This is a genomic window from Psychrobacter sp. NC44 (genome assembly GCF_904846655.1).
Lineage (GTDB): Bacteria > Pseudomonadota > Gammaproteobacteria > Pseudomonadales > Moraxellaceae > Psychrobacter.
In genome coordinates this window covers 82,387-97,708 of the sequence record NZ_CAJHBN010000009.1, presented here as the reverse complement: position 1 = coordinate 97,708, position 15,322 = coordinate 82,387, and the positions used below count along the sequence as shown (strand labels likewise).

The 15,322-nt window shown below is 44.3% G+C and carries 11 protein-coding genes; 4 read left to right on the top strand and 7 right to left on the bottom strand.

Annotated elements, in window-relative coordinates:
- Positions 1-187 precede the first annotated feature (187 nt).
- Positions 188-1,123, top strand: coding sequence for a LysR substrate-binding domain-containing protein (locus JMX95_RS08520; protein WP_201560558.1), 936 nt, complete (start codon positions 188-190; stop codon positions 1,121-1,123).
- A 345-nt stretch (positions 1,124-1,468) separates the two neighbouring features.
- Here JMX95_RS08520 and JMX95_RS08515 read toward each other — a convergent pair whose 3' ends face one another.
- On the bottom strand, positions 1,469-1,930 hold the full coding sequence (locus tag JMX95_RS08515) for a universal stress protein (RefSeq protein WP_045453475.1): 462 nt from the start codon (positions 1,928-1,930) through the stop codon (positions 1,469-1,471).
- Between the two features lie 437 nt (positions 1,931-2,367).
- Here JMX95_RS08515 and JMX95_RS08510 point away from each other — a divergent pair, with 437 nt between their 5' ends.
- Positions 2,368-5,445, top strand: a complete 3,078-nt coding sequence (locus JMX95_RS08510; protein WP_201560556.1) for an insulinase family protein — start codon at positions 2,368-2,370, stop codon at positions 5,443-5,445.
- A 101-nt stretch (positions 5,446-5,546) separates the two neighbouring features.
- On the opposite strand, the gene JMX95_RS08505 is transcribed toward JMX95_RS08510, so the two are convergent.
- Together JMX95_RS08505 and JMX95_RS08500 are read right to left on the bottom strand one after the other, a co-directional pair.
- Positions 5,547-6,875: a serine hydrolase domain-containing protein gene (locus JMX95_RS08505; protein ID WP_201560554.1), complete on the bottom strand. Its 1,329-nt coding sequence runs from the start codon at positions 6,873-6,875 to the stop codon at positions 5,547-5,549.
- A gap of 162 nt (positions 6,876-7,037) precedes the next feature.
- The gene (locus JMX95_RS08500; RefSeq protein ID WP_045443995.1) at positions 7,038-7,601 is read right to left on the bottom strand and encodes an NUDIX hydrolase; all 564 of its coding nucleotides are present in this window, start codon (positions 7,599-7,601) and stop codon (positions 7,038-7,040) included.
- Between the two features lie 591 nt (positions 7,602-8,192).
- Here JMX95_RS08500 and JMX95_RS08495 point away from each other — a divergent pair.
- Positions 8,193-8,927, top strand: coding sequence for an NUDIX hydrolase (locus JMX95_RS08495; RefSeq protein WP_201560553.1), 735 nt, complete (start codon positions 8,193-8,195; stop codon positions 8,925-8,927).
- 67 nt (positions 8,928-8,994) lie between these two features.
- Here JMX95_RS08495 and JMX95_RS08490 read toward each other — a convergent pair whose 3' ends face one another.
- The 3 genes from JMX95_RS08490 to nhaA all read right to left on the bottom strand — a co-directional run bounded on the left by JMX95_RS08490 (position 8,995) and on the right by nhaA (position 12,364).
- Positions 8,995-10,365 (bottom strand): oxygenase MpaB family protein, encoded by a 1,371-nt coding sequence (locus JMX95_RS08490; RefSeq protein ID WP_201560551.1) that lies wholly within the window; start codon positions 10,363-10,365, stop codon positions 8,995-8,997.
- A gap of 62 nt (positions 10,366-10,427) precedes the next feature.
- Positions 10,428-11,012, bottom strand: coding sequence for a DUF2799 domain-containing protein (locus tag JMX95_RS08485; protein ID WP_201560549.1), 585 nt, complete (start codon positions 11,010-11,012; stop codon positions 10,428-10,430).
- Between the two features lie 149 nt (positions 11,013-11,161).
- Positions 11,162-12,364 (bottom strand): Na+/H+ antiporter NhaA, encoded by a 1,203-nt coding sequence (gene nhaA / locus JMX95_RS08480; protein ID WP_201560547.1) that lies wholly within the window; start codon positions 12,362-12,364, stop codon positions 11,162-11,164.
- A gap of 496 nt (positions 12,365-12,860) precedes the next feature.
- Between nhaA and JMX95_RS08475 the strand changes: the two genes are divergently transcribed.
- Entirely contained in the window at positions 12,861-13,616 is a 756-nt protein-coding gene (locus JMX95_RS08475; RefSeq protein WP_201560545.1) for a TSUP family transporter, read from the top strand.
- A gap of 106 nt (positions 13,617-13,722) precedes the next feature.
- Here JMX95_RS08475 and JMX95_RS08470 read toward each other — a convergent pair whose 3' ends face one another.
- Complete coding sequence (locus JMX95_RS08470; protein WP_045444003.1) at positions 13,723-15,099, bottom strand: dicarboxylate/amino acid:cation symporter; 1,377 nt, start codon at positions 15,097-15,099, stop codon at positions 13,723-13,725.
- Positions 15,100-15,322 lie beyond the last annotated feature (223 nt).

The following is a 15,322-nucleotide window of genomic DNA, read 5'->3' as shown; positions in this document are numbered from 1 at the left end:
GCTTATGAATAGACATTATAAGACAGACTAATCTATAATAAAAACAGATTAATTAGATAAAACCTATCGATTTTTTGGGTCAATGAAAGTCTTTGGGTTAAAAATATGGGTTTTTAGATAATAAAGGGTTTTTAAAATAACAGGTGGTTTTTAGGTTGTATCAATAAGATAGGGTATCAGAGAAAGTATGAAAAAAGCCATGCAGGTATTACCAAAGATTACCCTCAAGCAATTATCGGTGTTTGTCAGTATTTATCAAACCGGTAGTACCAGCCGTGCCAGTGAAGCGCTGCATTTGTCGCAGTCGGCCGTCAGTAGTGCGCTGACAGAATTAGAAGCAAGGCTGCAGATGCCATTGTTTGAGCGCGTCGGGCGTAGGCTCAATCAGCACCCCAACGCCCATCCTATTTATATACAGGCACAAGCTATCTTGGGGCAGGCCTTAACTCTAGAGCATTATCATAAGCATCAAGCAGGGCAGATTCATATCGGTGCCAGTACCACGATCGGCAATTATGCACTGCCACCGCTGCTTGCCAAGCTATATGCGGCGTTACCCGACGCCCATATCGATATGTATATTGCCAATACTCAAGAAGTGGTCAGCGAAGTTGAGCAGTTAAATATTGATATTGCGCTCGTAGAGGGTATGCCGCGCCCGACAGATATGAAAGTCATTGAGCAGCGTGCGTGGCGGACAGATACCTTGATGATCTTTACCAAGCGCGATAGCAAATGGTTGACAGACATGGCAGCGTATAACGATGCGGATAATTGCTACGAGCTTAGCATTGCACAACTGGCTAAGCTGCCGCTATTGGTACGAGAGGCAGGGTCAGGTACACGGCAAATTATCGACGAGCAGTTGCTCAAGCATTTGCCTGATGCGGAAATTGTGATGGCGATTCAGCAGTCGGAAGCTATTAAGCATATGGTGAGTGCAGATATTGGTCTTGGTTGTTTATCACAGCATGTCATTCAGGCAGAGCTGACAGCAGGAGCACTGGTACAGGTGAAAGTCGCGGGCATCGATTTGTCACGAACTTGGTGGCTAGTGTGGCATAAAGCCCGCCATCAAAGCCCTATTTGGCAAAGCTTTATTGATATTTTGACAGAAGATTAATTTTAGTGATAAATATAGAGGTATTAGCGAGAATATCTACTATTTTAATTAGGGCGTGTCTTCAATTCACTCGATAGTCCTCTAAATGGGCTAAAAATGGCTAAATCTTGCCAAACATCGTCAAATAGCTGGTTAATATCCCGATATTATCTGCGCTATTTTCCTTGTTTGACGGCAATTTATCTCATTTTTATCACCATTTTTGAAATGAAGACACGCCCTAGTAATAAAAAAGCGCAATGTAAGACAATGCGCTTTTTTTAATGAGCTTTTTTAATGAGCTTTTTTAATAGTTTTTTTAATAGCTTTAACTAACTTGGAAACAACGTTAAGTCTTTTTTTAAACTACTTATTAACGGGTTTATCCAGTCTTACGACCAAGCTATCGCATGGGACGTTAGGCAAGATATTATCTGCCGTCGCGCCACTGAGCCAAGCGGCGATACCATGGCGTTCATGACGACCGATGACCAACAAATCAACGTCATGCTTGTGGCAATAGTTGACGATGCCTTCACTGTTAGAGATGGCAGTGGTCACTTCAGAATTCACCGCATGTAGGTCATTACGCTCCAGAAACTGTGCCAGTTTGGCACGCGCTTCCTGACAGCGTTCATCGTCAATCTCATCGTATAAGCTGGAGGCTGGCACCAGCTCATAGCCAAAGCCAACCATGGTATCTTTGACGATATGTAATACCGATAACTTGGCGTTAGGACGATTCTCGACGATACGTTTGGCCTTTTGGGCGACCACATCAGCATCGGACATTAAGTCGGTGACCAATAAAATATGTTCGTAACTCATGAGCGGCTCCTTGTGACAGATGATTTTAACTATAGCATTACTGATGGCTGCTGTTAAGTAAGCTTTGAGTTCGCTTTGTGAAAATCCGACATTCTGCCATATTGGTCATCTTTATCACTACAGTATCTTGACTTATGAAGGTGCGAACCCCATCTAATTCCGTTAGGCAAATTCTTTTTAATTTATACCAGTGCATTGCTGTCACTTAAAATGATGCACGGGTACATGCCATTAAATTTGAATATTACTCATAGGTTAATCACAATAATACTCACAATATTTTTATATAATTATCATATAAAAAAGACCCTACGATAAGTATTACATACACTATTTATCTATTGTTTACTCCGATTTTATTTTATCGCCACTGGCTAGATTTAGTCACTAATCGCATATTATTCTAAATAAAATTAGAGCAATCCATAAGGAAAATTATGACCGACACGTTATCTACTACTGATCTAACTTTGCATCCTGCCTTTGAGCTGATTGAGCATCGCCATATCGATGCATTGTCGATGGACGTATTAATAAGCCAACACGTCAAAACAGGCGCGATGCATTACCATTTAGCACATCCGAGTGACGAAAATGCCTTTTTGGTTGGCTTTCGAACTCAGCCAATGGATTCAAAAGGTGAGGCGCATATTTTAGAGCACGTGGCTTTATGTGGCTCTGAGAAATTCCCCGTCCGTGACCCGTTTTTTTCGATGATTAAACGCTCATTAAACACGTTTATGAATGCGATGACCGCTGCCGATTGGACGGCGTATCCGTATGCAACGCAAAATAAGAACGATTATTTTAACTTGCTGGCTGTCTATCTTGATGCATCATTTTTTCCGAATATTCATCCGCTGGATTTTGCCCAAGAAGGTATTCGTGTAGAATTAGACGAAAATGATAAGCCGCAATTTAAAGGCATCGTCTTTAATGAAATGAAAGGCGCAATGAGTGGTGAGATTGACCAGTTGTATCATACGGTCGCCCATCATTTATTCCCAACGACGACGTATCACTATAATTCGGGCGGCGATCCTGCCGATATCCCAGACTTGACGCATACTGAGCTAGTTGAATTTCATCAGAGCCATTATCATCCGTCAAACAGTGTGATTATGAGCTTTGGTAATATTCCAGTCGCTGAAACCCAAGCTAAAATCCATGAAGATGCCTTGATTCAGTTTGAAGCGGGCAAAAAACATGTCTCGCGTCCTGAAAAACGCCTGTCTGCACCGATTAGCGCCGTTGATACTTATACCGCTGACGAAGCAGGTCCTGACCAAACTCATCACGTGATTGCATGGTTATTACCATCGATTACTGATCCAAAGCAGCGTTTGGCATTGCGTTTATTAGAAGGCGTGCTGGTTGAGCATGCTGGTTCGCCGCTACGTGCTTATTTGGACAGCCATCCACTTGGTAAAGCGCCAAGTCCGCTACTAGGTTTGGATGACAGTCATTATGAAATGGTCTTTTATACGGGACTACGTGGTTCTAACCCTGAACACGCCGAAGCGGTAGAGCAGGGCATTATTGATTTGCTTAAAGAGGTCGCGAGCCAACCAATTGATGATGAAACCATTGAGACGATTCTGCACCAAATCGAGATTGATCAGCGCCATATCGGCGGCGATAGCATGCCTTATGGTCTAAATCTCATGCTAGAAGGTTTTAGCACTGCCATTCATGATGGTAATCCTATTGATGTCTGGGAAGTTGATGAGCATTTGCAGTGGCTACGTGAGCAAGTAAAAGATGCGCAATGGTTACCGAATTTAATCAAGCAGCATTTGCTTGATAATCAGCATCGTGTGCGTGTGACCATGACGCCTGATAGTGAAAAATCCGCCCGTTTGGCGGCAGCTGAGCAGACTCGTCTTGATACCATCGAAATGGATTTGACCGCTGATGATAAAGCTATCTTAAAACAACAAGCGTTAGATTTGGCAGCGCGCCAAGCCGCGCCTGATGATTTAAGCTTATTGCCAAAAGTGGGTTTAGAAGACGTACCGACCGATATCAGCTTTAAACAAGGCACGCAAAAGCAGATTAATTTAAGTGGCAAAGACAGCACCTTATTTGAATATGAAGCGGGCACTAACGGCTTATATTATTATCAAATAATTGTACCGTTGACTGATGCGATTGGTAATGAGGATACAAGCGAGCTACCCGTTAATGAAGTCATTAATCATCCGCTGTTGCCTATCTATTTAAGCTTATTATCAGAGCTAGGTACAGATTCGCTCAGCGCTCACGAAATGCAGGCCAAGCAAGCGGCGCATTCATCAGGGGTGACGGCGCGTATTAGTCAGCGTACCAATGTCGATGACAGCCAAGCGATTAGCAGCTACTTTGTGGTGGCAACGCGCGCGCTGAATCGTAAACCTGAAGCGATTGATTTGCTCAAAGAAGTGATGGAACACAGTATCTTTAGTGAGCATGATCGTATCAAAGAAATCTTGCAGCAGCGTCAAGCAGGCTGGCAATCAAACCTTGCTGGTTCAGGGCATTCCTATGCCATGCAAACCGCCAGCCGTGGTATGAGTCGTCAAGCGCAGTTAGAGTACGTGCGCAGTGGTCTGCCAGCATTGAACGCGCTAAAAGACTTCTTAACTCATGCCAGTACCGACGACGCACAGTGGGATAAATTAGCAAACAGCTTGATGGACTTACATCAACGTCTAATTAGTTTGCCTAAGCACGCGGTTATTATTTGCGAAGCCGAGCAAACTGAACGCTTAAGCAATTTAATTGTTGATAGCTGGAAAGACAGTCAAGCGCCAAAGATTGCAGCGCAGTTAAAAAATACTGATGCGAGTATTGAAGACAATATCCCAAGCGAGTTTGCTGAATTGCAACTTGATACGGCGTTAAATGGTGATAAAGACGCGGTCGAAGCGCTAGAAAGTGATGTGGCGCTCGATGTTGAAGACTTAGCGTGGCTAGTCCCAACCAACGTCTATCATAATGCCAGCGCTTATACCGTACCAGCGGCTGATCATCCTGATACAGCAGCTCTCATGGTACTCGCGCCTTATCTACGCAATGGTTATCTGCATAGCGCTATTCGTGAGCGCGGCGGTGCTTATGGCGGCGGTGCGGGCTACGATGCCAATGCCTGTGCCTTTAAGTTCTTTAGCTACCGTGACCCGCAGTGTGCTGAAACTTTTGCCCATTTTGATGCCAGTATCGAATGGCTATTGAATGAGCCGCAAACAGACGAGCAGTTAGAAGAGGCCATCTTAGGTATTATCTCAGGAATGGATAAGCCAGGCTCTCCAGCAGGGGAGGCGGTTAAAGCCTGCTTTGCTGACTTACATCATCGCGGTGTAGAGTGGCAGCGTAAAATGCGCGCGTCAATATTGGCTGTGACCGTGGCTGACTTACAGCGCGTTGCTAAGCAATACCTACAAGGACAAAAGCACGTACGTGCAGTACTCGCGCCTTATGATAAAGAAGCGGCAGTGCAAGAGTTAGGCTTTAGCATTTATAAAATTAAAAGCTAATCTTCTTCAAGTCTGCTGATTTAATCGTTATATAAAAAACCGCCGCTTTCACTAAAAATGGAAGCGGCGGTTTTTATTGCTTGATAGTGTTTTTTACAGGCTTACTTTTTGATTAAGTAATTGGCGACTGCTTTATAGGCAGGTAAAGAAGTCGGGTCTATTTTGCCGTTACTGGCATCCGGATATGACGCAAAACGAACGATGACCATATCAGCTGCTGGATCCACATAGACAGTTTGACCGTGGACGCCGCGTGCTGCATAGATGGGCGTGGGGTTATTAAATAACCACCACATGCTTGTGTAGCTGCCGTTAGTCAGCTGCTTATAATCGGCTTTCGCAAAAGCCTCTTTATCGCCACCCGCTTCGATATTATCAACGACCGCAGCTGGGAATAAGCGCTCACCATTAATTTCGCCTTTATTGAGCATCAAGCTACCAATGCGTGCCATATCATGCAAGCCTGCACTAAGACCGCCGCCAGCAAACGGCGTACCTTTAGCATCGACCGTCATATAGGCGCTTTGTTCAGCACCGATTTTTTGCCATATGCGTTCCGAGAGTAATTCATTCACCGCTTTACCAGTCGTACGCGAAATAATCCAGCCTAGGGCATCGCTATTAATGGTTCGATAGTTGAAAGCTTCCCCATGTTCGCCGTTCTTCTTAACTGTTTGCAGGTACTCAAAGTAACCATTGGGTCCGTTATAATCTTTCGGTTTTGGTAATGGGCTTGCCGCTTCTGAATACTTCCAGATATCGGCATTAGGATCGGCATAGTCTTCGCTATAATCGAGCGCTGTGGTCATGTCCATGACTTGGCGTACGGTTGCATCACCAAAACCACTGTTTTTGAGCTCTGGAATGATAGACGCCACCAAAGCTTTATCGTCAAGCTTACCTTCGGTCACGAGGATCTCTGCTAACAGCCCAGTCATTGATTTGGTCATCGACATCGCCGCATGATTGCCCAGCTCATTGAGGCAGCCGTTTTGGCGCTCGTATACCACCTTGCCATGATGCATGACCATAATGCCGTCAGTATAATTGGCATCCAGTGATTGCTTCCAAGTCATCGGGCGCTTACTGTTAGTAGGCATAAAGGTGATGGCATCGATATTTTTATCTAACTCATAGCTGAGCTTGGAAGGTGCGCCGATACCGCGACTGACGTCAGTGGTGGGCATCAATTCACGGATATGACAGACCGTCCAACGCAGCTTGGGAAAACTAAAAAAATTAGAGGAAGGTTGAGTAATCAGTTTATCGGCAGGCGGCGGAAAACCTTGCATCCAGCCAAGGGTTTGTGGGTCGGATTGTTTGGCGGTTAACCGTGCATCTTCCGCATGGCTGGTGATACTTATACTGGTTAGGGTCATGGCGATGGTCAGCGGTAGTAGCGGTAAAGAGCGTTGCAATAAAGTCAGCATAATATTCTCGCAAGTCGGCTTAAACGATTAACTTCAGACAATAAAAAACCATTGATAAGTGGCTATATTCAAAACTTAGCATAAGACTTATCAATGGTTTTTACCAACCACTTTTGTAAAGCAATTGATTTTTTTATAAGGTTATTTTTTATATGCTTATGGCTAGTAGCGCTTGATAGCTTGGTCTTTACCGATGATATCCTGATGAATAGGGAAATTTTCATGGTTATCGTATTGCTTTCGGTCAGCAAAGTAACTTTTTAAAGTACGACGTACCGCTTCAAAGGCAAGTTTGTCCCATGGAATGTCTTCTTCGGTAAATAACGCACAATCAAGACTTTCAGAGCCGATGCCATAAGCACCGTCTTTTAGCTCAGTGATATAAATACTATAGATTTGCCCGATATCAGGAATGTCATATAGGCAATATAAATGCGGATTGACGACGACCGCTTCTGCTTCTTCAAAGCTTTCACGAGCAGCCCCTTCTGCCATGGTTTCGCCATTTTCCATAAAGCCCGCTGGCAGTGTCCATAAGCCATACTGTGGCTCGATCGCGCGGCGACATAGCAGTACCCGATGCTTATGCACAACGAGTGAGCCACAAATCACTTTTGGATTTTCATAGTGAATATAGTGGCAATTGGGGCATACCAAGCGTGGGATATTATCCGTGGCTGGTATTTTGCGTTCCGCTTCATGACCGCATTGTAAACAATAGCGCATATCAACTGCCTTATTTAATGATAAATATACATGATAAATAGAAATGAGAAAAAGGATTGTCGTTCTTTGAAGAATTATGATTCTTATTTTATAAAATAGTATGACTTTAGCTTATCAGATGTTAGGTGATCATAGCTGTTAATCCTAAGATAACACAAATTCTCATCACACTGGCAGTGATAATAACAAGCACACAGGTTTGCGCAACTGCTTACGGCTACGGTTGCTATTAATGAATGTATCAGCAGGCAGAGCAGGACAGTCACATAAAGTATATGCAGTCACGATAAGATTGCGCTAGGCTAGACTCACGCTAACTATTGAATGATAGCTTTACCTATAACGAGAGTAATGGCTTCCGCGACTGGTGTTGTTCTAAGTAAGGGCAACCAGCAAAGCGAGCGCATCTATCAGAGTAGGGGGTATTAAAAAATGCCACTTTACGTCGCCAAGCATGACGATGAATGAATGGAGGCCAGCATGTAGATGCGATACGCGTAGCAATAACACTGGCGCAAGCGTTGTACACATTGCGAGAGATAAGCTCCACAATCCGATGCTTAATTCTAATAAAAATATAGGGCAATAATCATGTTACTTCCCCCGCAGTCGCTACGTTTTGATGAGTTTTCAGTCGCTGTGCCGGACTTTATTCGTTATCCCACTATTAAAACGTTGGCGGAACGGGTGCAGCATGAGACCTTAAATGACGTCACCAGTCCTGCGCTGTATGATGCTAGCACTTCTCGTAGCACTCGCATTCTAGATAGCTTGTATCAAACACCCATTGCCGATGCCTCGGTATTGGTTGCCATTACTCATGAACGCCATCCAAAACTGCTACTGACACGCCGCGCTGCGCACATGAACAGCCATGCTGGCGAGGTCTCTTGCGTTGGTGGTAAACATGACGCAGGCGACGGTAATAATGTCGTCACCGCTTTGCGTGAAGCCTGCGAAGAGACGGCACTACCACCTAATAAAGTCCAGCTAATTGGTCAATTGCCCATTCAAACCTCCAAAAGCGGTATGAGTGTGCGTCCTATTGTGGCGCTGATTGCGCCCGATTTATTATTAGTCCCTGAGCTTGGCGAAATCTCGCGCATTTTTTGGGCAGATTTTGAAACCTTGCTGACTCAGCCTACTGTCGAGTATGCGGTAGAATATGCAATGCAAGATAAGATCGCGACCATTCTCACGCCTAGCTGGCAAGTGGATGGTGAAACGGTTTGGGGTCTGACAGGACGAGTCATTGCCAGCTTGTTAGAAACAGGCTTTGATCGCCAGCTTGAGTGGTATTATCGTATCCAAAATACGCGAAATTAATCCGTAAGGTGGCTGACGTCTAATCATTATTCGTTTCTTTTATCTACTATGCTTTATTTATAATTGCTTACTTATAATATTCGTCGTTTTTTTTAAGCCACCAGTTCATATTATCTTGGCGTTTGGCGCGGAAGGCTTCTAGTTTTTCGGCTATCGTTTGATTGTGTTGGCGTGCCGTATCGAGCGCAAAGAGAATCGGCACCGATGATAAGACACCAAAGCGGATTTTTGATTTTGGCAAATCCAGCCCATCGCCAATATCATCGCCGACCAAGGTACGGGTCACGCTAGCATTAACCATCTCAACGAAACGCCCCCGCCGATTGTCTTCGCCCATCAGCTGACGTGGCAAATCATGCAGAGCCTTGGCTAATGGTTGCCCCATTTTAAAATCAAGTTGCTGAATTGATAAATAAGTATAGAGCCATTCCCAGCAGGCGGTTTCATCTTTTGGTAGGCGATCTAAGTCAACCCCCATCCAATAACTGGCAAGATTCCATAGATGCAGAATACCTGCCGCTTCTTCAGTGCTGATGCGTGCGCCAAGCAGCCGTAACCCGCGCATAATCAACAATGAAAATTGCAAATGAGTAGCAATCATATCGGTTTGATTGATAGGAAGACCCCAATAATCAGTATTCCAGCTGCCATCTGGGTTGTGATGTTGGTCGGCATTTGGTATGACGCCTTTAGCAGCATTGCCTTTACCTTTGAGCAAGTTTTGCCGTACTAGGGTATGAATTTGCCGCACCTTGATTGATTGCCGCCAACCTTCTGAGCCAATCGCCAATACTTGCTCGATAGACTGACGTTGATTATGGGCGCTTGTATTTGGCTTATGTAATGGGGGATGTTCAGAGACGGCTAAGATATAGGCATACGTACGCATCAGGCGGGGCAAGGCATCGTGCATCAATGCGCCTGTCTGAATGAGCGGCAGGGAGAGGGCAGGAATGCTGTAGCCTGCCATCAAGGCGACATTACGTAGTAGCCAAATCAGCATCAGCGGATAGCGTCGATAGGCAACCGCACCAATTTGGGCAAGCTTAGGATCGAACCAATCGGGATGGTGGCTAAATTGTTCAGTCAAGGCGTTAAATGCAGAGTTGTTTGTGAGATTAGCATCGAATTTATTGCTATTGCTACTGTCGCTGATAATAAATTGCTGTAAGGGCTTTGCAAAACGAATGCCGTCAGTGGCTAACGCATCTGCCACTGGATCACCAATATCGTAGCCTGCGACTATTTCATTTAATAAATCTTGCGAGATAACGAAGTCTTTTGGCAATAAATAACGCTTGATGCGCTTTAATACTTGCAAGTCGCTATGGTCATCAATCGCGGTCGTCCGTCCGTGACGCTGATAAGGTTTTATTGAGGGTTGTTGGTGATTCAAAGTAGCAGCCGTCTGTTTATCAGTTATGTTGATTGAATCCATATTTATTAAATGCCTCTTTACCAAATATTTTCCTATTAGATCATTTCACAAGGTCAATCATATTAATAGCTATTTGACTGGTTTAGGGCTTCTAATTGTCTTTGCGTGGTGTTCATATGGCGCTTGGCTTTACGCAGTTCGTCGGCTAATGACAGTAGGCGCGCGCGTGCTTCTTTTTCATTAGCAAAGTTTAGCATCGCCCCACTTTCTAGCTTATCAAATTCTTCTTGGTAGGTTTCTATGAGGCGCTTGTCTTTGTCTAACTGACTGTCTAAGGCGTAATAGTCTAAGCCTTTTTGATTGGCAGTTTGCAGTGCATTCGCCAAGGTTAAGGGGCAGACATTATTGAGCTGACGTCCGCGCCGACCGACATTGTAAGCATTACTGGTCGTGCAGTATTGCTTAAGCCCCAGCTGGCGACCGCGCTCCCATGCCAGATAGTTGGGGGCAACACTGGCCTTGGCACAGGCTTTGGCATGTGATGCAAGGCGATCTGATTGGTAACCTGCCACGCCATCGTTGTAGCCAATAGCCTGCCAGTCACCAACGAGGCACTCCTGCTTAGAGAGCGTGGCACAGCTTGATAGTAAAACAATGCTACCAAGGAGCGCTAAGCTTAACAAAGGCCGCAGTACAAACTGTCGCATGATTATCTCTTCTATGGCTATTGATGCAAGTGCTGATATGGCGAATGAAAAATACTTTTAATGAACCATGCTCGGCTGCCAAAATACGTGAACTATAAAATCATAAGCCACCGATAAGCTAAATCGCCTTTAAGTGGCTTATTTTCTTATTAATGAGGGCGAGTCAGATCGACTGAGGTGCCGCTTACATTGTCTTTCAAGCTGACTTTGAGCATGAGGTAACCTGCGATACCAGAGACGATTGAGCCCATAATAATACCTAAGCGCTCATCAAATAAGGCTGTTTCACCAGCAAATGCCAGACCGCCAATGAACAGACTCATGGTAAAACCAACACCACAGAGTAAGGCTGCACCGTAAATCTGCTTATAATTCATGCCTCTTGGCATGGTTGAGATACCAAGCTTAAAGATTAACCAGCACATGATCATCACGCCCATTTGCTTACCGATGAATAGACCGGCCGCAATACCAAGCGGTACTGAATGGAACAGCTCAGCGAAGCCTGCACCTTTGAGCGATATGCCTGAGTTGGCAAATGCGAATAATGGCAAGATACCGAAGGCAACGGTGTTATGTAAATCGTGCTCTAGCTCTTCTAGCGGTGAGTGCTCAGGATCAGTACGGTCAAACATAGGAATAAATAGTGCTAAGACCACGCCAGCCAAGGTGGCATGGATGCCAGATTTGAGTACCGCAATCCACATGATCACACCGATCAGCAGATAAGGCGTGATGCTAGTGACGTTGCGACGATTGAGAAGGTATAAGAAGGGTAGACATAGACCTGCCACTGCCAATGACTCTAATGACAAATCACTGGTATAAAATAAAGCGATGATTAAAATGGCGCCAATATCATCAAAAATAGCAATTGATACTAAAAATACTTTTAAAGAGTTGGGAACGCGGTTGCCTAATAAGCTCAAAATACCTAGGGCAAAAGCAATATCGGTCGCGGCTGGAATCGCCCATCCTTTCCAAAACTCAGGCTCGTTATAGTTAAAGAGCAGATAGACAATCGCTGGCATAATCATGCCACCGAGCGCCGCACCAGCTGGCAGGATGATTTGCTTAACGTTAGACAGCTCACCGATCAGCACTTCACGCTTGAGCTCAAGTCCCACTAAGAAAAAGAAAATCGCCATCAAACCGTCATTAATCCAGTGATGAGCGTCTTTAGCGATAGCGAACTCACCGATTTGAATGGCAACGGGTGCGTGAATAAAGCCCTCATACCACACATTGAGAGGGGAGTTGGCAATAATCATTGCAGCAATGGCAGCCAATGCTAGGACGATACCGCCCGCTGCCTCAAATTCAAAAAATGCTTTAATCCTGCGTATTGCCATATCATCCTCATTTGCTAAACACGAATTACAAATTAATCCAATAACCTCAAATATCTATGACACGACTCATAAAGACATGATAGACAGCAACAGTTTCTCATACTCTTATTGATATAGACAACAAAATACGTCAACCAAAAGTTATAAGTGCCGCTTGCCACATTAATAATAGCGATATTATAAAGTCGATAGAGCAGACAAAAGCGTGCTCAGTCGTTACATAGTTTTAATCAATCGCTGCTTATTTTAGATACTTATTAGGCCGTTAGACAAATCTAGCAGACTTTTTTACGTTTTTGGCTTTTTTTAGCGTTTTATCTTTATAATGATTGGCATTTTGTGATGTTCTGTCACAGCTTTAATACATATCAGCAGTACTATCAGCTAATGAATAGCAAAGTTGATAGCAACATTGCTACTAATATTTTATTTCCCGTTCTTAAAGCCAGTTTTAGAACTTCCTCATTTTCCATCATAAAATTTACAGGTCAGCGTCATGGAATTATCGCTTTCGTTAGAGGTTATATTAATGCTTACCGCTGTGGCAGCGTTGGCAGGCTTTATTGATGCTATCGCTGGTGGTGGCGGTTTATTGACCATCCCCGCCATGTTACTTGCCAATATCCCACCAGTGCTAACGCTCGGTACCAATAAGCTACAAGCCGCTTCAGGTGCGCTAGCAGCCTCTATTACGATGATTAGAAAAGGGGTGGTCAAACCGCAACGTATCAAAGTAGCTATTGTTGGCGCTTTTATCGGTTCTGTTCTCGGCACTATCGCTGTACAGATGTCGCCGCCGGATCTGCTTGAGACACTGATTCCGTTTTTGATTGCGGCTATCGGGATTTATACCTTGTTTGCGCCTCGACTTGGCGAAGTAGAAGCTGCGCCGCGTATCTCAGAAGGCAAATGGCAAAAAGTGGTTGCACCATTAATTGGTTTTTATGATGGTTATATTGGACCAGGCACAGGGATGTTTTTTGCGCTCGGCAACGTGGCGTTGCGCGGTCGGCAAATTATCGAAGCAACAGGCGCAGCAAAGGTATTGAATTTATCGACCAATATTGGCTCGTTAATATTCTTTATTTTGGGCGGTAATGTGTTGTGGAAAGTAGGGCTTGCCATGATGGTGGGACAAACGATAGGTGCATATTTTGGCTCTCATATGGTGGTCAAGGGCGGTAGTAAGCTGATTCGTCCGATGATTGTAGTGGTATGCTTGGCGATGGTAACCAAATACGTTTTTGGTTGATTGTTGTTCATCAAGTAAATGTATTTAGTAAGGCCAAAAAAACCTCAGCCAATATGACTGAGGTTTTTTATGGATCGTGAATAAATTATCAAAATCTATTCAATGCCTAGCGGCGACGATCGATATCATCGTACTCACTGCCCATGATCCCATCACTAAAGACTTCAGAGAATTCACGCTCATTGTCTTCATCAATGTGACCATCGAACACGTCTTTTGCACCAGCGTTAGGATCGTTATAAATAGCCAAATCCATTTTGCCTTCTGATTTTGCCACAATAGCCGTCACAGCGGCATCGCCACCGACGTTCACTGCGGTACGTAACATATCAAGGATACGATCCACACCTAAGATAAGACCGATGCCTTCGATAGGTAGACCGACTTGGGCAAATACCATTGATAGCATAATCAGACCAACACCCGGTACACCAGCAGTACCGACGGAAGCCAAAACAGACATTAGAATGACAGTCAGATACTCAGTCACGCCCAAGTCAATACCATAAATATTGGCAATGAAAATGGTCGCCGTACCCTGCATGATGGCGGTACCATCCATGTTGATGGTCGCACCAAAAGGCACCGTAAACGAAGCAACTGAGTTATTGACACCCATGCGCTTGGTGACCGTACGCAAGGTAATAGGAATCGTCGCGTTCGAGCTTGACGTACTAAAAGCAAAAATCTGAACTTCACGCATTTTTGCCAAAAAGGTTTTGATGGATAAGCCCGAAGAGACTTTGAGTACAATCATCATAGTGACAAAGAAATGGAATGCCAATGAGCCGACCAATACCGCCACATAACCGAGCAGTGACCAAATCAAGTCTAAACCCAGCTCTGCCATTGCTTTGGTCAATAGCGCAAATACACCATAAGGTGCAAGATTCATAATGATGGTCACCATTTTTAAGATGACTTCATTGATTAATTCTAAGCTCTGCACTAAGCCTTTGGCAGGTTTACCCACCATCAAGATACTAACACCGATCAAAATAGCAAAGAAAATAATCGATAACATATCACCATTTGCCATCGCGCTGATGGGGTTTGATGGGATAATATTAGAGAACACATCTAGCAGTGGTGGTGCTGAAGCTGCTTCAAATGCCGCTTCGGTTTCGATATTCATGCCTTTACCGATACCAAATAGCACGCCAAGCCCAATCGCTGTTGCGATAGCCAGAGCTGTTGTCATCATATAAATAAGAAATGTCTTGGTGCCGATGCGACCAAGCAAACGAATATCCCCAATACCGCAAACACCGCAAATCAGTGAGATCAGCACCAAAGGCACGACTAACATTTTGAGTGAGTTGACAAATAGCTTGCCGACAATGGCGAGAAAGCCATTGGTAATGTACGTATGAATGAAACCGCCTTCAGCGTTCAGTCCTGAATAGTTTATAAACAATCCCAGTATGATACCGAGTACCATAGCGACAATAATCTTGCCGGTCAGTCCCATATTTTTCCACATAACTTATATCCTTTGTGTACGTGCCCCAGTAGCGAATAGATAGGCTGCTCACATCAATGTGATTGTTGCCATTGTTATCACCGCTCTTGCTACGTCTATTAAATTCTTTCAACTTCCACTTAGTGTCACGTTTTCGGGGCACAATATAAAATAATTGTTAAGGATACTGCAACGTTTTTTTATGACTAAGGTAATATAAATCAATAGTTAAGTTGTCTGCGCC